The sequence below is a fragment of the Actinoplanes sp. URMC 104 genome, from assembly GCF_051386375.1.
Lineage (GTDB): Bacteria > Actinomycetota > Actinomycetes > Mycobacteriales > Micromonosporaceae > Actinoplanes.
Map to the genome: position 1 here is coordinate 2,622,869 of NZ_JBPQTO010000002.1, position 14,632 is coordinate 2,637,500.

14 protein-coding genes and 3 tRNA genes (1 of these 17 only partly in view) are annotated in these 14,632 nt (G+C 72.7%); 10 read left to right on the forward strand and 7 right to left on the reverse strand.

Annotation, left to right across the window (positions count from 1 at the left end; genetic code table 11):
• Positions 1 to 85 precede the first annotated feature (85 nt).
• Positions 86 to 1,126 (reverse strand): TDT family transporter, encoded by a 1,041-nt coding sequence (locus ACSNN8_RS13235; protein WP_436649164.1) that lies wholly within the window; start codon positions 1,124 to 1,126, stop codon positions 86 to 88.
• Positions 1,127 to 1,196: 70 nt separating this feature from the next.
• Here ACSNN8_RS13235 and ACSNN8_RS13240 point away from each other — a divergent pair, with 70 nt between their 5' ends.
• Positions 1,197 to 2,093 (forward strand): LysR family transcriptional regulator, encoded by an 897-nt coding sequence (locus tag ACSNN8_RS13240; RefSeq protein ID WP_436649166.1) that lies wholly within the window; start codon positions 1,197 to 1,199, stop codon positions 2,091 to 2,093.
• Positions 2,094 to 2,105: 12 nt separating this feature from the next.
• On the opposite strand, the gene ACSNN8_RS13245 is transcribed toward ACSNN8_RS13240, so the two are convergent.
• Positions 2,106 to 2,528: a YybH family protein gene (locus ACSNN8_RS13245; RefSeq protein WP_436649168.1), complete on the reverse strand. Its 423-nt coding sequence runs from the start codon at positions 2,526 to 2,528 to the stop codon at positions 2,106 to 2,108.
• Between the two features lie 98 nt (positions 2,529 to 2,626).
• On the opposite strand from ACSNN8_RS13245, the gene ACSNN8_RS13250 reads away from it, so the two are divergent.
• Positions 2,627 to 2,998 (forward strand): YciI family protein, encoded by a 372-nt coding sequence (locus tag ACSNN8_RS13250; protein WP_436649169.1) that lies wholly within the window; start codon positions 2,627 to 2,629, stop codon positions 2,996 to 2,998.
• Positions 2,986 to 4,182, forward strand: a complete 1,197-nt coding sequence (locus tag ACSNN8_RS13255) for an RNA polymerase sigma factor (RefSeq protein WP_436649171.1) — start codon at positions 2,986 to 2,988, stop codon at positions 4,180 to 4,182. The genes ACSNN8_RS13250 and ACSNN8_RS13255 overlap by 13 nt, the downstream gene beginning before the upstream one ends.
• Positions 4,183 to 4,287: 105 nt before the next feature.
• On the opposite strand, the gene ACSNN8_RS13260 is transcribed toward ACSNN8_RS13255, so the two are convergent.
• Positions 4,288 to 5,613, reverse strand: coding sequence for a cryptochrome/photolyase family protein (locus ACSNN8_RS13260; protein ID WP_436649172.1), 1,326 nt, complete (start codon positions 5,611 to 5,613; stop codon positions 4,288 to 4,290).
• A gap of 1 nt (position 5,614) precedes the next feature.
• Positions 5,615 to 6,502 carry a phytoene/squalene synthase family protein gene (locus ACSNN8_RS13265; RefSeq protein ID WP_436649174.1) on the reverse strand — a complete coding sequence of 296 codons (888 nt, stop codon included), beginning with the start codon at positions 6,500 to 6,502 and terminating at the stop codon, positions 5,615 to 5,617.
• 67 nt (positions 6,503 to 6,569) lie between these two features.
• Between ACSNN8_RS13265 and ACSNN8_RS13270 the strand changes: the two genes are divergently transcribed.
• The 7 genes from ACSNN8_RS13270 (at position 6,570) to ACSNN8_RS13300 (ending at position 11,116) form a co-directional block, all read left to right on the forward strand.
• The gene (locus tag ACSNN8_RS13270; RefSeq protein WP_436649176.1) at positions 6,570 to 7,703 is read left to right on the forward strand and encodes a polyprenyl synthetase family protein; all 1,134 of its coding nucleotides are present in this window, start codon (positions 6,570 to 6,572) and stop codon (positions 7,701 to 7,703) included.
• 20 nt (positions 7,704 to 7,723) lie between these two features.
• On the forward strand, positions 7,724 to 9,205 hold the full coding sequence (crtI, locus tag ACSNN8_RS13275) for a phytoene desaturase family protein (protein WP_436649177.1): 1,482 nt from the start codon (positions 7,724 to 7,726) through the stop codon (positions 9,203 to 9,205).
• Positions 9,202 to 9,783, forward strand: coding sequence for an isopentenyl-diphosphate Delta-isomerase (idi, locus tag ACSNN8_RS13280; protein WP_436649179.1), 582 nt, complete (start codon positions 9,202 to 9,204; stop codon positions 9,781 to 9,783). Before crtI ends, idi begins: the two co-directional genes overlap by 4 nt.
• The gene (locus ACSNN8_RS13285) at positions 9,773 to 10,669 is read left to right on the forward strand and encodes a MerR family transcriptional regulator (RefSeq protein ID WP_436649181.1); all 897 of its coding nucleotides are present in this window, start codon (positions 9,773 to 9,775) and stop codon (positions 10,667 to 10,669) included. The genes idi and ACSNN8_RS13285 overlap by 11 nt, the downstream gene beginning before the upstream one ends.
• A 149-nt stretch (positions 10,670 to 10,818) precedes the next feature.
• Positions 10,819 to 10,891, forward strand: a tRNA-Glu gene (locus tag ACSNN8_RS13290).
• 62 nt (positions 10,892 to 10,953) lie between these two features.
• Positions 10,954 to 11,027: transfer RNA gene (locus ACSNN8_RS13295), tRNA-Asp, on the forward strand.
• A gap of 15 nt (positions 11,028 to 11,042) precedes the next feature.
• Positions 11,043 to 11,116: transfer RNA gene (locus tag ACSNN8_RS13300), tRNA-Phe, on the forward strand.
• Positions 11,117 to 12,067: 951 nt separating this feature from the next.
• Here ACSNN8_RS13300 and ACSNN8_RS13305 read toward each other — a convergent pair.
• From ACSNN8_RS13305 to ACSNN8_RS13315, 3 genes are all read right to left on the reverse strand, one after another.
• Entirely contained in the window at positions 12,068 to 12,931 is an 864-nt protein-coding gene (locus tag ACSNN8_RS13305; RefSeq protein WP_436649182.1) for a hypothetical protein, read from the reverse strand.
• A gap of 76 nt (positions 12,932 to 13,007) precedes the next feature.
• Positions 13,008 to 14,021 carry a serine hydrolase domain-containing protein gene (locus ACSNN8_RS13310; RefSeq protein ID WP_436649185.1) on the reverse strand — a complete coding sequence of 338 codons (1,014 nt, stop codon included), beginning with the start codon at positions 14,019 to 14,021 and terminating at the stop codon, positions 13,008 to 13,010.
• Between the two features lie 19 nt (positions 14,022 to 14,040).
• Positions 14,041 to 14,632, reverse strand: partial view of an MEDS domain-containing protein gene (locus ACSNN8_RS13315; RefSeq protein ID WP_436649187.1) — the 3' portion only. The gene runs 221 nt beyond the window's last position; only the last 592 of its 813 coding nucleotides appear in the window; the start codon falls outside the window, past its right edge; it ends in the stop codon at positions 14,041 to 14,043.

Below are 14,632 nucleotides of genomic sequence, written 5' to 3' on the forward strand. Positions count from 1 at the left end.
GCCGAACCAGGGAACGCGGGCGCGGACGCCCGGGTACTCGAGGGTCCGCCACGTCCACGTCCAGACGTACGGGAAGCCGGGGATGTCAGGCCTCCACCGCGACGCGCAGCGCCATCGGGGCGGGCTGCCGCAGGTCGCCGCGGCGCAGGGATCGGGCGGTGCGGGCGGCGACGACCGTCCAGGCGGTGAGCAGCACGGTGAACAGTATGACGGCGAGCCCGGTGAGCAGTGGCGAGCCGGTGCGGGAGGCCAGGCCGGCGGTGGCGGTCACGACGGTGCCGACCGGGAAGGTGAAGCTCCACCACGTGAGCGAGAACGGCAGGCCGGCCCGCGCGGTGCGGATGGTGATCGCTGCGGCGAGGGCGGCCCAGAAGAGCGCGAAACCGAGGGTGGGTACGCCGTAGAGCAGCGCCACCATCTGGGCGCCGGTGGCGTACGGGTCGGGAAGAACGCCCTCCGCGGCACGGCCCAGCAGGTGGAACGCGGTGATCGACTGCCCCAGCGGGCCGAGCACGATCCACAGGGTGGGGACCATCCGTGCGGCGCCCGTCTGGTGGCGCACCAGGCGGGCCCAGATCTGCGTGATCACGATGACGGCGGCGAACAGGCTGAGGCCTGCCAGCGCGTAGCAGGCGAGCAGCAGATCACAGCCGTACGGCACGTGCGGCACCAGCAGCGCGCCGGTCGCCGCCGACACCATGGGCGACACGACCGGCATCAGCCAGCCACCGAACGCGGCGTCGGAGCGGGCGGCCCAGCCGGGACGGGTCATCATCCGGTACGGGACGGCGACCGCCACGACCAGGCCCAGCGCGGTGCCCGCGCCCCACAGCACCAGGTCGGCGGCGACGGCGAACGAGGCGGGGCCGAGCAGCAGCGTGCCCGCCCCGACGGTCATCAGCGCCATCGGCGGCGCACCCCAGAACTGCACCAGCACCGGGTCGTCGGCGTGGCTGGTGCCGTTGCGGGCGGCGGCGATGACGAGGGCGGCGAGCAGCAGGGCGGCCAGCAGCCACATCGCGGTGGCGAAGGCGTGCAGGCCCGGCACCCGTACGGGAAGGGTGGCGGCCGCGGTGGCGACGATCCCGGTGCCCATGACGGAGGCGAACCAGTTGGGTCCGAACATGCCTCAACCCTGCGGCCGGCGCGGGCGATCCGGTAGGTGGCAAGCACGCCTGAGGTCATAACCTACCTTTATGCCTCTGCCGCCGTTCGCCGCCGACCTGACCGGGTTCGACCTGCTGCTCAGCGTCGCCCGGCTGGGCAGCGTGGGGCGCGCCGCCGCGGAGCACCGCATCTCCCAGCCGGCCGCGAGCGCCCGCCTGCGCGAGCTCGAGCGCCGGGTCGGCCTGACGCTGCTGCACCGCACGCCGCGCGGCTCCACGCTGACCGCGACCGGCGCGCTGGTCGCCGACTGGGCCCGCTCGGCGGTCGACGCGGCCGAGGCGCTCGCGGCCGGGCTGGCCGCGCTGCGGGCGACCCACGAGAGCCGGCTCACGGTCGCGGCCAGCCAGACCGTCGCCGAGTACCTGCTGCCCGCCTGGCTGGTCGCCCTGCGCGCGGCCCATCCCGGGCTGGCCGTGACGCTGCAGGCCGCCAACTCCGCGGACGTGGCCGCCGCCGTGCTGGCCGGCCAGGTCGAGCTCGGCTTCGTCGAGGGTCCGGACCTGCCCGCCGGGCTGCACGCCGAGGTGGTGGCGACCGACCGGCTGGCCGTCGTGGTGGCGCCCGCGCACCCGTGGGCCCGGCGCCGGCGCGCGGTCACGGCCGCCGAGCTGGCCGCCACGCCGATGGTCTCGCGGGAGGCCGGTTCGGGCACGCGGCGCGCCTTCGACCAGGCGCTCGGCGATCTGGTCGCGGCCGCCCCGCTGCTGGAGCTCTCGTCCACCACCGCGATCAAGCACGCGGTCGCCGCCGGTTCGGGCGCCGCGGTGCTCAGCTCGCTGGCCGTGACCGCGGAGCTGGCGGCCGGCACCCTCGTGGCCGTGCCGACCGCCGTGCCGCTGCAGCGTCGGCTGCGCGCCGTGTGGCGGGCCTCCGACCAGCTCATCGGCCCGGTCCGCGACCTGTACGCGATAGCCCGCCGCGCCTGAGCGCCGACCGGGTCAGGGCTTCAGGTCGATGGCGGCCGCGAACGAGCCGTCCATGTGGAACGGCACCGACTCGTGCTCGTGCACGACCAGCCAGCGCCCGTCGAGGCGGCGCAGCCCGAGGGTCACGCGATACCAGAGCCGGAACGACTCGCCCGTCGCCTTGGAGGTGCCGGTCATCGAGTCGATGCTGGTCGCGAACGCGACGTCGCCGTCCGCGGTGATCTCCAGCTGGGTGACCTCACGGCGCGGCGGGGCCTCGAAGGTGGCCAGCCACGCCTCGATCGGTGCGGGGTCGCTGCTGTCGACGCGCGAGCCCAGCGGCGGCGCGAGGTCGAAGGTGACCACCTCGGGCGCCGAATATGCCAGGAAGCCTCGCACGTCGCCCTTGCTGAGCCGCTCGGCCCGGCCCTCGACGACCTCTCGGATCTCCTTCATCTCTGCTCTCCTTCGAAAGAAACTCCCGGAACTTCCGTCCGGGACGTCGAAGCCGGCGGCCGAGTTTCGACATGCTGGGAGAACAGAGGAGACGACCGATGAAGTACATGATTCTCATCCACTCGAACCCGCGCACGCTGGCGATCTGGGACACGCTCACCGACGAGCAGCGGATGGCGTTCGGGCGCGGGCACATGGAGCTCAACGAGGAGATCGCCGAGGCCGGGGTCGGCGTCGCCAGTGAGGGGCTCGCCGACCCGTCGCTGGCCCGCTGGGTGTCGGTGCGCGGCGGCGAGACGATCGTGTCGGACGGCCCGTACGCCGAGGTCAAGGAGCACCTCGCGGGCTTCTACCTGATCGACGTGCCGACGATGGAGGACGCGGTCGCGTGGGCGGCCAAGGTGCCCGACGCCGCGAACACGGAGGTGGAGTTACGCCCGATCCTGGACATGAGCGGGTGGGAGTTCTGACCCCGCTCGAAGACGTTCTGCGCACCGCCGCGCCGCAGGTGCTGGGCGCGGTGGTGCGCCGCTACGGCGACTTCGACCTCAGCGAGGACGCGGTGCAGGAGGCGCTGGTGGCGGCCGCGCGGCAGTGGCCGGCCGAGGGCGTGCCGGACGACCCGCGGGCGTGGCTGATCCGGGTGGCGTCGCGGCGGCGCATCGAGATGCTGCGCAACGAGGAGGCCCGGCGCCGGCGCGAGGCGCTGCCACCCGATCCGGTTCCCGAGGTACGGGGCGACGACGAGCTCACGTTGCTCCTGCTCTGCTGCCATCCGGCCCTCACGCCGGTCTCGCAGGTCGCGCTGACGCTGCGCGCGGTCGGCGGGCTGAGCACCGCCGAGATCGCCCGCGCGCTGCTCGTGCCGGAGAGCACGGTGGGCCAGCGGATCAGCCGGGCCAAGAAGAGGATCAGGGACGCCGGGGCCCGCTTCGTGCCGCCCGCGGACGACGAGCTCGCCGAGCGGCTCCCGGGCGTACGCCAGGTCCTGTATCTGATCTTCAACGAGGGGTACACCGCGAGCTCCGGGTCGTCGCTGCACCGCGTCGAGCTGAGCGCGGAGGCGATCCGGCTGACCCGGCAGCTGCACCGCAGGCTGCCGCACGACGGCGAGGTGGCCGGTCTGCTCGCGCTGATGCTGCTCACCGACGCCCGCCGCCCGGCGCGCACCCGTCCGGACGGCGCCCTGGTACCGCTCGCCGACCAGGACCGTACGCTCTGGAACCGCGCGGCGATCGAGGAAGGCGTGGCCATCGTCACCGCCGCGCTGCGCGACGCCGAGCTGGGCCCGTTCCAGCTGCAGGCCGCGATCGCCGCGGTGCACGACGAGGCGGCGGTCGCCGGGCAGACCGACTGGCCGCAGATCCTCGCGCTCTACCGCGTGCTGGACGTGCTCGCGCCCGGCCCGATGGTGACGCTCAACCGGATCGTCGCGCTCGCCGAGGTGGACGGCCCGCTGGTCGGCCTGCGTGCCCTGGACGAAGCCGATGCCGTGCTCGCCGGGCACCACCGGGTCGCCGCCGTCCGCGCCCACCTGCTCGAACGCGCCGGCGCCGCCGAGGAGGCCCGGCGGCAGTACCTGCTCGCCGCCCGCCTGACGCTGAGCCTGCCCGAGCGCCGTTATCTGGAGTCGCGGGCCTCGCGTTTGCGCTGACCGGCGGGCGGGGGACAGGGCGCGGGGCCCGTCGGCCTCGACGTTATGACGGACGCAACGGCCGGCGGGCCCCGCTTCAGACCCGCCCGGGCGTACCGGGCGGGGTCACGGCCGCAGCCACACCGCCTCGTCGCGGTGTGATTCCAGCGGCCCCGGGTAGTCCAGGCCGCGCCGCACCTCGGCGGGCAACCGCCAGGGCTGGTGGACGGCGCCACCCTCGACACCCTTGAGTTCGGGTACGTAGCGCCGAACGTACACGCCCTCGGGGTCGAACCGCTGGGCCTGCCGGATCGGATTGAAGCGGCGGTAGGGACGCGTGTCGTTCCCGGTGCCGGCCACCCACTGCCAATTGCCCGAGTTGTTCGGCACGTCGCCGTCGAGCAGGTAGCGGAAGAACCACTGCACGCCCGGCCGCCAGTCGATGCCGAGGTGCTTGGTGAGGAACGCCGCGGTGATCAGCCGGGCGCGGTTGTGCATCCAGCCCTCGGCGCGCATCTGCCGCATGCCCGCGTCGACCACCGGAACCCCGGTGAGCCCGTCCTTCCAGTGCTGCAGCGCGTCGTCGTCGTAGCGCCAGGTCGTGTCGCCTGCCAGCCGCAACGGCTCGGTCGACAGCTTCGGGAAGACGAACGCGACCTGGTAGTAGAAGTCGCGCCAGGACAGCTGCCGCACGTAGTCCTCGGCGTCCTGCTTGATCGCGGCGTTCGCCAGTTCCAGCGGTGACAGGCATCCGAAGCGCAGGTACGGGCTGAGCCTGCTCGTGCCGTCGGCGGGCAGATCGTTGTGCAGCTCCGGGTAGGGGCCGATGTGCCGCAGCCAGGTGGTGAACAGCCGGCGGGCCGGGGTCTCGCCGCCCTCGGCCGCGTCCGGGGAGTCGCCCTCGGGCGGCTCGGGCAGCGGGCCGGGAACGATCCCGGGCGGCACCGTGATCTTCTCGGGCGTGGCCACCTCGGCCCGCCACTGCGCCGCCCGCCAGGCGCGGTGATAGGGCGAGAAGACGCGGTACGAGCTGCCGCCGCCGCCCGGCCGCACCGCGCCGGGGTCGACGACGGTGAGCCCGGGGAAGAGCCGCAGCGCGATCCGGTGGCGTTCGCACTCCTCGCGGAACCGCTGTTCCCGGCGCCGGGCGTACGTGCTGACGTCCGCCGCCATCCCGATGCCCTCGGCGCCGGCCGCGCGGGCCACCTCGATCGCCTCGGCGACCGGGTCGCCCGTGCGCACCACCAGGTCGCCGCCGCGCTCGCGCAGGGCCGCGCGCAGGTCGGCGAGCGCCTGGTGCAGGAACCGGGTGCGGTTGGGCGACAGCTTCTGCAGCTTGGGGTCGAGGACGTACAGCGGTACGACGTGCTCGGCGTTGGCGCAGGCGGCGGCGAGCGCGGGGTTGTCCCGCACGCGCAGGTCGCGGGTGAACAGCACGACGGCGGTGCGCATGTCAGGCCGCCGTCCGTACCGGTGTGCCCGCCCGGGTGAGCAGGCTGCGCACCGCGACCGCAGCGCGGCGCCGGTTGGGCACGGTGGCGCGGGAGGCGAAGACGTCGTAGTCGTTGGCCTCGACCTCGCCCAGGATGCCGCCGTAGAGCGCGAACGCCGTCCGCATGCAGGCCTGCGAGGCCGGCTCGAGCAGCACAATCCCGGGGGCGGCGGCCGCGTAGTGCTCGCGGGCGACGCCGATCTCGTACCGGATCAGGTCCTTGACCGCGGGGGTCGCGCGGCGCTCCTCGAGCTGCTCGCGGGTGACGCCGAACCGGCCGAGGTGCGACTCGGGCAGATAGACGCGGCCGCGGTCGAGGTCCTCGGCGACGTCGCGGATGAAGTTCGTGAGCTGGAAGGCGAAGCCCAGCTGGCGGGCGGGCTCGCGGGCGGCGGCCGGGTCGCCCGAGCCGAGGATCGGCAGCATCATCGTGCCGATGACGGCGGCCGAGCCCTCCATGTAGTCGAGCAGGTCGTCGTACGTCGCATAGGACGTCTCTGTGAGGTCCATCGCCATCGAGCGCAGGAACGTCACGAAGTCGTCGACGTCAAGATCGAAAACTGCGATCGTGTGCAGGACCGCGGGGAGCAGCGGGTCGTCCACCGGTTCGCCGCGCAGGCCGGCCACGAAGCGATCCGACCATTCGGTCAGCCGCGCGGCGCGCTCGGCCGGGGGCAGCTCCGCGGTCTGATCGACGATCTCGTCGGCGAACCGGGTGAAGCCGTACAGCGCGTGCACGTGGCGTCGTTTCCAGGACGGCAGCAGGCGGGTGGCCAGGTAGTACGTGCGGCCGTGGCGTTTGTGCAGCTCGCGGCACCGCTCGTAGGCGGCGGCCAGGTCGGTGTCCAAGAGAGCCTCCGGAAAAAATCGACGCACGAATCGACTCAACATCTGTTTGCAGGGTACGGTACCCCCCGTGGCCAATCACACCCTCCAGGGAAACCGGCACCGGGGGATACCCCGCCAGGGCGCCTCCCCGCACGCGCTGATCGACGCGATCCAGGGAACGCTCGCCGACTTCCTGGCCGCCCAGATCGCCTCGCTCGACTCGATCGACCCGGCTCTCGGCGGGTTCGCCCGCACCGCCCGCGACCTCGTGCTCGCCGGCGGCAAGCGGCTGCGCCCGGTCTTCGCCTACTGGGGGTGGCGCGGCGGCGCCGGCCCCGACGCGCCGCTCGAGCCGGTGCTGCCGGCCTTCGCCGCGCTCGAGCTCATGCACACCTTCGCGCTCGTGCACGACGACGTCATGGACGAGTCGGACACCCGCCGCGGCATGCCGACCGCGCACCGCATCTTCGCCGGGCAGCACGAGACCGACGGCGGCGCCGGCGACTCCGCCCGCTTCGGCTCCTCGGCCGCGATCCTCATCGGCGACCTCTGCCTCGTCTGGGCCGACCAGCTGCTGGCCCGCGCTTCCGCGCCGCAGACCGTGCGCGCCTGCTACGACCGCATGCGCGTCGAGGCGATCGCCGGGCAGTACCTCGACGTGCTCGGCGAGAGCCGGCCCGCCGCGTGGTCGGTCGAGCGGGCCCTGCTCGTCGCCCGGCACAAGACCGCCAGCTACACCGTGCAGCGCCCGCTGCAGTTCGGGTTCGCGCTGGCCGGCCTCGCGGATCCCCGGATCGACGAGGCGTACGGGGGCTACGGGCTCGCCGTCGGTGAGGCGTTCCAGCTGCGCGACGACCTGCTGGGGGCGTACGGCGACCCGGCCGTCACCGGCAAGCCGGCCGGCGACGACCTGCGTACCGGCAAACCCACCACCCTGTTGATGCTCGCCCGCAAGCTCGCCACCCCGGCGCAGCGGGCCGAGCTGACCATGGACTCCGCCGGAGCCGTCAACCCCGCCGACGGCTCCGGCGGCCTGACCCCCGCACAGATCGAGCGGCGCGCGCGGCTCATCGCCGAGACCGGCGCGCCCGCACGGCTCGAGGCGATGATTCAGGAACGGGTGTCCGACGGCGTCGCCGCGCTGGCCGGCGCCCCCATCCACGAGGAAGCGCGCAACGCCCTCATCAAGCTCGCGGTCCGCGTGACGCACCGCCCTGCATAGTGTCGATCCGGGAGGTGCACATGCGAACAGTGACAGGAAAGACCGACCACGTGGTCGTGGTCGGCGCCGGGCTGGCCGGCCTCGCCAGCGCCCTGCACCTGGCCGCGGCCGGGCGGCAGGTGACAGTGGTCGAACGCGAGACGGTGCCCGGTGGCCGGGCCGGCCGTCTCAGCGTGCAGGGCTACGAGTTCGACACCGGCCCCACCGTGCTCACCATGCCCGAGCTCATCGCCGAGCCGCTCGCCGCGGTCGGCGAGGAGCTGTCCGACTGGCTCGAGCTGACCCCGCTCGACCCGGCCTACCGCGCCTACTACCCCGACGGCTCCACCCTGGACGTGCGCACCGACACGGTGCGGATGGCGGCCGAGATCTCCCGCGTGATCGGGCCGCGCGAGGCGGACGGCTATCTGCGGTTCGTCGACTACACCCGCGAGCTGTGGAAGCTCGAGCGCGACAACTTCATCGACCGCAACCTGGACACGCCGCTCGACCTGGTCAACCTCAACCTGCTCAAGCTGCTGGGCATGGGCGGGTTCCGCCGTCTCCAGCCGAAGATCAACCAGTTCTTCCGCGACCCGCGCACCCAGCGGATCTTCTCGTTCCAGGCGATGTACGCCGGACTCGCGCCGCAGGACGCCCTGGCGATCTACGCCGTGATCGCCTACCTCGACTCGGTCGCGGGCGTGTACTTCCCCAAGGGCGGCATGCACGCCGTTCCCCGGGCGCTCGCCGGCGCCGCGGAGAAGCACGGCGTCACGTTCCGATACGGCACCACGGTCACCGACGTCGAGACCGCCGGCGGCCGCGCCACGGCGGTGATCACCGCGGACGGCGAGCGCATCCCGGCCGACGTCGTGGTGCTCAACCCCGACCTGCCGATCGCCAAGCGCGACCTGCTGCCCCCGCGGCCGCAGCGGCGGCTGCGCTATTCACCCTCCTGCGTGGTTCTGCACATCGGATCCCGGCAGGCGTACAGCAAGATCGCGCACCACAACATCCACTTCGGAAAGAGCTGGCAGGGTACGTTCGATGAGATCATCGACAAGGGCCTGCTCATGAGCGATCCCTCGCTGCTGGTCACCAACCCGACGCACACCGACCCGTCGGCGGCGCCCGCCGGGCGGCACAGTTACTACGTGCTCGCGCCCACGCCCAACCTCGAAGCCGGCCCGATGGATTGGCGCAACGGCCTCGGCGAGCGCTACGCGGCGTCGCTGATCCGCACCCTCGAGAGCCGCGGCTACGTCGGCTTCGGCGACGGCATCGAGGTCCAGGAGATCATCACGCCCGCCGACTGGCAGGACCAGGGCATGGCGGCCGGCACGCCGTTCGCCGCCGCGCACACCTTCGCCCAGACCGGCCCGTTCCGCCCCGCGAACCTGCACCCGGGCCTCGACAACGTGGTCTTCACCGGCTCGGGCACCCAGCCGGGCGTCGGCGTGCCGATGGTGCTGATCTCCGGCAAGCTGGCCGCCGCCCGCATCACGAAGGCAGGGTCATGACCGCCCGCGAGTCCCACCTGGTCGAGCTCGTCGACGCCGAGGGCGCGGCGCTCGGCCAGGCCACCGTCGCCGACGCGCACCGCGCCCCCGGCCGGCTGCACCGGGCGTTCTCGGTGTTCCTGCGCGACCCCTCCGGCCGGGTGCTGCTGCAACAGCGCGCGGCGGTGAAGACCCGGTTCCCGCACCGCTGGGCGAACACGTGCTGCGGTCACCCGCTGCCCGGCGAGGCGGTGCCGGTCGCGGCCGCGCGGCGCCTGATCGAAGAGGTCGGGGTCGCCGACGTGCCGCTGACCGAGGTGGGGGTCTACGCGTACTACGCCGAGGACCCCGCGACCGGCCGGGTCGAGTACGAGTACGACCACGTGCTCGTCGGGGACCTGCCGGTGGGCGTACGGCCGTCGCCCGACCCGGACGAGGTGGCCGACCTGCGCTGGGTGGCCGTGCCCATGCTCCTCGAAGACCTGGAGAGCGACCCCCGGTCGTACGCTCCCTGGCTCCTCGGCGTGACCCAGCGTCTCGCCGCCGCGTCTCAGGAAGGGCGTGTCGATGCCGGATCCGCTCGGCCCGATGGCCATTGAGGGGCTGACCGCCGGGGCCGTCGCCCGCCGACTGGGGGTGGCGGTCACGACGCTGCGCACCTGGCATCAGCGGTACGGGCTCGGCCCCAGCGAGCACGTGCCCGGGCATCACCGCCGCTACACCGAGCAGGACCTCGACCGTCTGCAGGTCATGCGCCGGCTGACCGCCCAGGGCGTCGCGCCGGCCGAGGCCGCGGCGTGGGCCCGGCGCGCCCCCGCGGACGCCTTGTCGCCGCCCGCCACCGCCCGGCACGGTGGCGGCAACTCCATCGCACTGGGCTCCGCCGTGCCTGCCGCCCGCGGCCTGGCCCGCGCCGCGATGCACCTCGACGCCCCCGCCATGCGCGACATCCTCGAGATGGTGGTGGCCGAGCGCGGCGTGCTCGGCGCCTGGAACGACGTCGCCATGCCCGTGCTGATCGGCATCGGCGAGCGCTACGAGGCCACCAAGCGGTTCATCGAGGTCGAGCACCTGATCTCCCGCACGATCACCGAGGTCTTCGGCGCCGTGCCCCGCCCCGACAGCTCCCAGCCGCCGCGCGTGCTGCTCGCCGCCGCCGACGAGGAACAGCACACGCTGCCGCTGGAGGCCCTGGCCGCCGCGCTGGCCGAGGCGGGCGTGCCCACCCGGCTGCTCGGCGCCCGCGTGCCGGCCGCCGCCCTGGCCGACGCCGTCGAGCGCACCGGACCCACCGCCGTCGTGCTGTGGTCCCAGACCCCGGTGAGCTCCGATCCCGCCCAGCTCGCCGACCTCACCAGGCTGGCCCACCCGCCCCTGCTGACCGCGGCCGCCGGCCCCGGCTGGCCGGCGCCGCTACCCGACGGGGTGGTCCAGCTCACCAGCCTCGCCGACGCCGTGGAAACCGTCCGCGCCGCCGTGGCCTGACATCTGCCCAGCTCAGAGCGTTGCCGCCACGAAGGGGATACCGGTTTGGAGTCGGGCGGGGGGATCACGTATGCTTTCCAAGCCTCAAGCGGGGGCCCGGTTGGGGTCAAGGACGCCGAGCATTGCAGACGTGCAATGCTGGCGGAGTTGCCCTCATCGTCTAGTGGCCCAGGACGCCGCCCTTTCAAGGCGGTAGCACGGGTTCGAATCCCGTTGGGGGCACTGGTAGATTAGCGGCAGGCAACGGTCGCTAAGATGCCAAGTAGTAGAAGTAGTAAGAGCAAGGTCCTGTGGAGCAGTCGGAGTGCTCGCCGCCCTGTCAAGGCGGAGGTCGCGGGTTCAAGTCCCGTCAGGACCGCAAAGCAAGTTGCTAGGCCAGGTAGCTCAGTTGGTACGAGCGTCCGACTGAAAATCGGAAGGTCGGCGGTTCGACCCCGCCCCTGGCCACGAGACCGAGGCTGACGAGTGCCCGCGGAGAGCGCGGGCCGTGTCGGCCTCGTTTTTCTTTGCGCGACTTCGTCGCGCGTAGCGGGGGCTACGCCACCCGCACCCTTTCTGCCGGGCGCTTGCGCTTGGTGGGTGGTCGCTGTGGGCAGCGGTTTTGTTTGCGCTGGCTTTGTTCGTGAGTTCCGGTGCCAAGCGTCGCTGAGTTTCGGCCCATCGAGATCTCACCTCTCGATGTTCGGGAGTTTGGACGTGCACCGCTCACGCACGGTAACGGGTGCAGGAGACAGGGCGCCTTGTCCGCGGCAGATCAGTGCGTTCGTTCGCGAGGACCGGGATCCACTCCGAACTTCTCGATCATGAATCGCCAGAAGAGCGGAACCGCGTCAGCGACAGGCCTCTCGATCGCCTCGTCGTGACCCGTTACAGATTGATGCTCGATGCGCACCAAACCGCTGCCTGGCTCGCGGAGCGAGCCAGGCGCCCGTACGACAACCACTCCGTAAGAGGGCTCAGGGATCGGACTGGGCACCACAATCAAGTCGTGCATTGACGTGCAGGCCGCCAGAGCCCCGGTCTGATCCGAGGCGAGTACACTCTCGACGATGTCCGACATGTGTCGGAACTGGGCGTATCGAGCGGCCATGTCTCCAAGGATGGCTTCGATCTCGACCCACGGTCGCTGCCGAAAGGGATGTGGCCAACCGTGGCTCCTCATGCGTCTGATGATCGCAGGTGGCCACGTAGGTAAGGATCATCGAGCGGTCAGGAACCGCGCATGGCGCCGGTCCTCACGAACATTACGGCGCGGAGTGCCGGCAAGGTGGCGCCGAAAGTCGCGAACATCTGGCGCCCGAACTCGCGAACGAAGCCATTTGCGCGCTTCACCGCGATCAACGCTCGTGCGCGATCGGTCAGCGCGGTGCCGGGCGGGAGGGCTCGCACGGCGCTGGGTCAGGGGCGGAGGACTCGCCAGGCGCCGTAGCGGTGGATGGCGACGCCGGCGTAGGAAGGGGTCGTGCGGGTGACGATGTCCACCTGGGACAGGACCTTGAGCATGTGGCGGCTGCCCTCCTCGGCGAAGGTGCAGTACGCGCAGTCGCCGAGCGGGTCGGTCTCGGCGGCGAGGCGGACACGCTTGCGGGCGGCGGCGCCGCGGCGCAGCCAGTCCTGACTGACGGCGACCATCGAGTTGGGGCCGGTGGCGGTGTCGCGGTAGCTCATGACGGTGACGGCGTCGACGCGCCTGAGCACCTCGTCGGCGAAGTTGGCAGCGCCGAGCCTGTGCTCGCCGTACCAGAAGGGCACGTCGGCCTCGATGGGCAGCGGGCTGCCGGCGCGCAGACGGTCCAGCAGGGTCAGGTACGAGCGTTGCGTGCCCGCGGGATCGGTCCGCCACGCGGGCAGCGCGTACGGCTCGACGTCCAGGTGGATGCCGCTGAACAGGCCGGTGGCCAGCACGGCGTTGCGCCAGGCGACGGCGTTCGACGGGCTCGTGGCCCAGTCGGGCTCGCCGCCGAGCGCGGTCAGGCGGATGCCCGCGGCGCCGGCGCGTTTCCGCAGGTCGCGCAGCCGCGGCAGGCTGCCGTCGGTAGCGACGGACCAGGGCACGTACGCGAAGATCTCCGTCACCCGTTGCGCCCCGGCCCAGGCGATCACCTCGTCGGGGGCGTACGCGCCCCAGAGCCACATCGCACGGGTGCCCGCGGGTGCGGCCACGAAGGTGCCGGCGGTGCCCGCGACCGCAGCCGCGGGCACCGTCAGCGAGGAGGCCGCGAGAATGGCGGACACCAGTCCGGCCCGCCACCGCTCCCTCACGACCGCCTCCTTGTGTGAACCCCTATTCCGCGAGGGTTCAGAATCGGTCGCCGCCGACGGCGGATGAGGGTTTCGGCTACGGCATCGCGGCGTCGATCCGGTCGAGCGCCGCGAAGTCGCCGAGGCGCCGGGTGACGTACGCGATGGCCAGCCCGCGAGCGGGGTCGGCGTAGCCGGCGGAACCGCCCGTGCCGCCGTGCCCCCAGGTGCCGTCCGGCTCGATCTGCACGCCGAGCCCCCAGGTCGTCTCGCGGCCGACGAACAGGTCGGGTCCGACGTACTGCGGCACGGCGAGCGGGGGAAGGGAACCGTCGAGCATGGCCGCGTAGAACCGGGCCACTCCGGTGGCGCTCGCGTGCAGATTGACCGCGGGAACGGCCGCCCGGCGCCATTCGACGCTGTTGAGAACGGTCAGATCCCGGGCGCCCGCGGGATTTCCGATCGCCCGGCTCTTCAGCGAGCCGGGCTCACCGCCGTTGCGCGCCGGCCAGTCCGGCGCGTCGAACTCCAGCTCGGCGCACCGCGCGAGGTCCCCATCGGACAGTGCGAACGCGAAGTCGAAGCCGAGCTCGTCCGCGACGAACCGCGCCGGATCCCGGCCGTCGACCCGGCGCACCAATTCGCCGAGCAGATGCCCGTACGTCAAGGCGTGCTCGCCGGCCATCGTGCCCGGCTCCCATTCCGGCTGCGCCGCGGCCAGATCACCGCAGAGCAGATCCCAGTCGCCGAACGCGGACGCCGGCCGCGGCACCGGAAAAGCCGGCAGACCGGCAGTGTGCGAGAGGACCTGGCGTACGGAAGCCGGGGTTCGAAAGGACGGCCAGTACGCGGACACGGGCGCATCGAGGTCGATGAGCCCGCGGCCGGCCAGCAGCACCACCGCCATGGCGATGACAGGCTTCCCGGTCGAATACACCTGGACCAGCGTGTCCGTCTGCCACGGCCGTGTGCGGGCGGCGTCGGACCAGCCCTCGACCACCTCCACGACCGGTTCGCCGTCGCGCAGGATCGTCAGCGCCGACCCACCGCGCGGATCGGTGGCGAACGCCTCGGCGACTGCCCGGAACTCCGGTGCGATGTGACCATTCATGATCGCCGACGGTAGTGCGCTACCGGTCCCGGACCAACAACCGCAGATTCGGCACGGCGTGCGCCCCCGCGACGCGCAGCGTGTTCCCGGTCCGCCGGTCGCCGACGACGATCATGTGGCGGTTGCGGGGCAGCCCGGCCGCCGCGCGCACGATCACCGCAGCCGCGCCGTCGTCGAGCCCGCGCAGATGACCCAGGTTCAGGTGTACGTCCGGATCCAGCCGTACGGCCTCGGCCAGCGCATCCTTGAGCGCGCCGGCCCGCTGCACGTCGAGCACCCCGGCCACGCGGATGCCGGGCGGCACGTGCTGGCGGCAGATCCGCAGGTCCGCGTCCTCGTAATAGACCGCGGCGGTGACCGTACGGGGGTGCGTCCGGGCCGCGTACGCCAAGGTCACCGAGTCGAACGCCTCCCGGTCGTACTCGCAGAGCGCGGTGAGCCCGCCGTCCGCGAACAGCTTGGCCACCTCGTTCTCGAAGGCGAGCAGCTGCTCCGCGCCCGCCTGCGGCCGATCCGCCCAGCACATGTCCAGGGTGACCCGCAGCCCGCGCGGCGAACGCCCGACCTCCGCGCTCAGCCGGCGCACCATGGCGCCCGCGCTCGGCGCCGCG